The organism is Ligilactobacillus equi DSM 15833 = JCM 10991, from assembly GCF_001435735.1.
Lineage (GTDB): Bacteria > Bacillota > Bacilli > Lactobacillales > Lactobacillaceae > Ligilactobacillus > Ligilactobacillus equi.
Map to the genome: position 1 here is coordinate 1 of NZ_AZFH01000088.1, position 328 is coordinate 328.

At 40.5% G+C, this 328-nt stretch carries 1 protein-coding gene; it reads left to right on the top strand.

The features are described 5' to 3' along the window. Positions 1-327: transposase domain-containing protein (locus FC36_RS06680; RefSeq protein WP_235805810.1), on the top strand; the 327-nt coding region annotated here is incomplete at its 5' end. Position 328: the final 1 nt, after the last annotated feature.

Below are 328 nucleotides of genomic sequence, written 5' to 3' on the forward strand. Positions count from 1 at the left end.
ATAGGAGGCATGCCATTATCAAACAACGAAGTTGAGCAATGCATCCGCCCAACTACGTTGGGGCGCAAGAATAGTTTATTTTCTAAATCTTATGAGGGTGCCCAAGCTAACGCAGTATATTATACTTTGGTTCAAACTGCAAAGTTAAACAATTTGGATGCTTATAAATACTTGAAATATGTCTTCGAACAGCTGGAATTGCGAAAAAATCCTGACGTTGACGCTTATTTACCATGGTCTGATGAAGTTCAGGCAAAATGTAAAGCACACTCGCCGGCCGACGACGATATGCAGCTTGAAAATAAAGAAGCGATGGTGAAATCCTAAC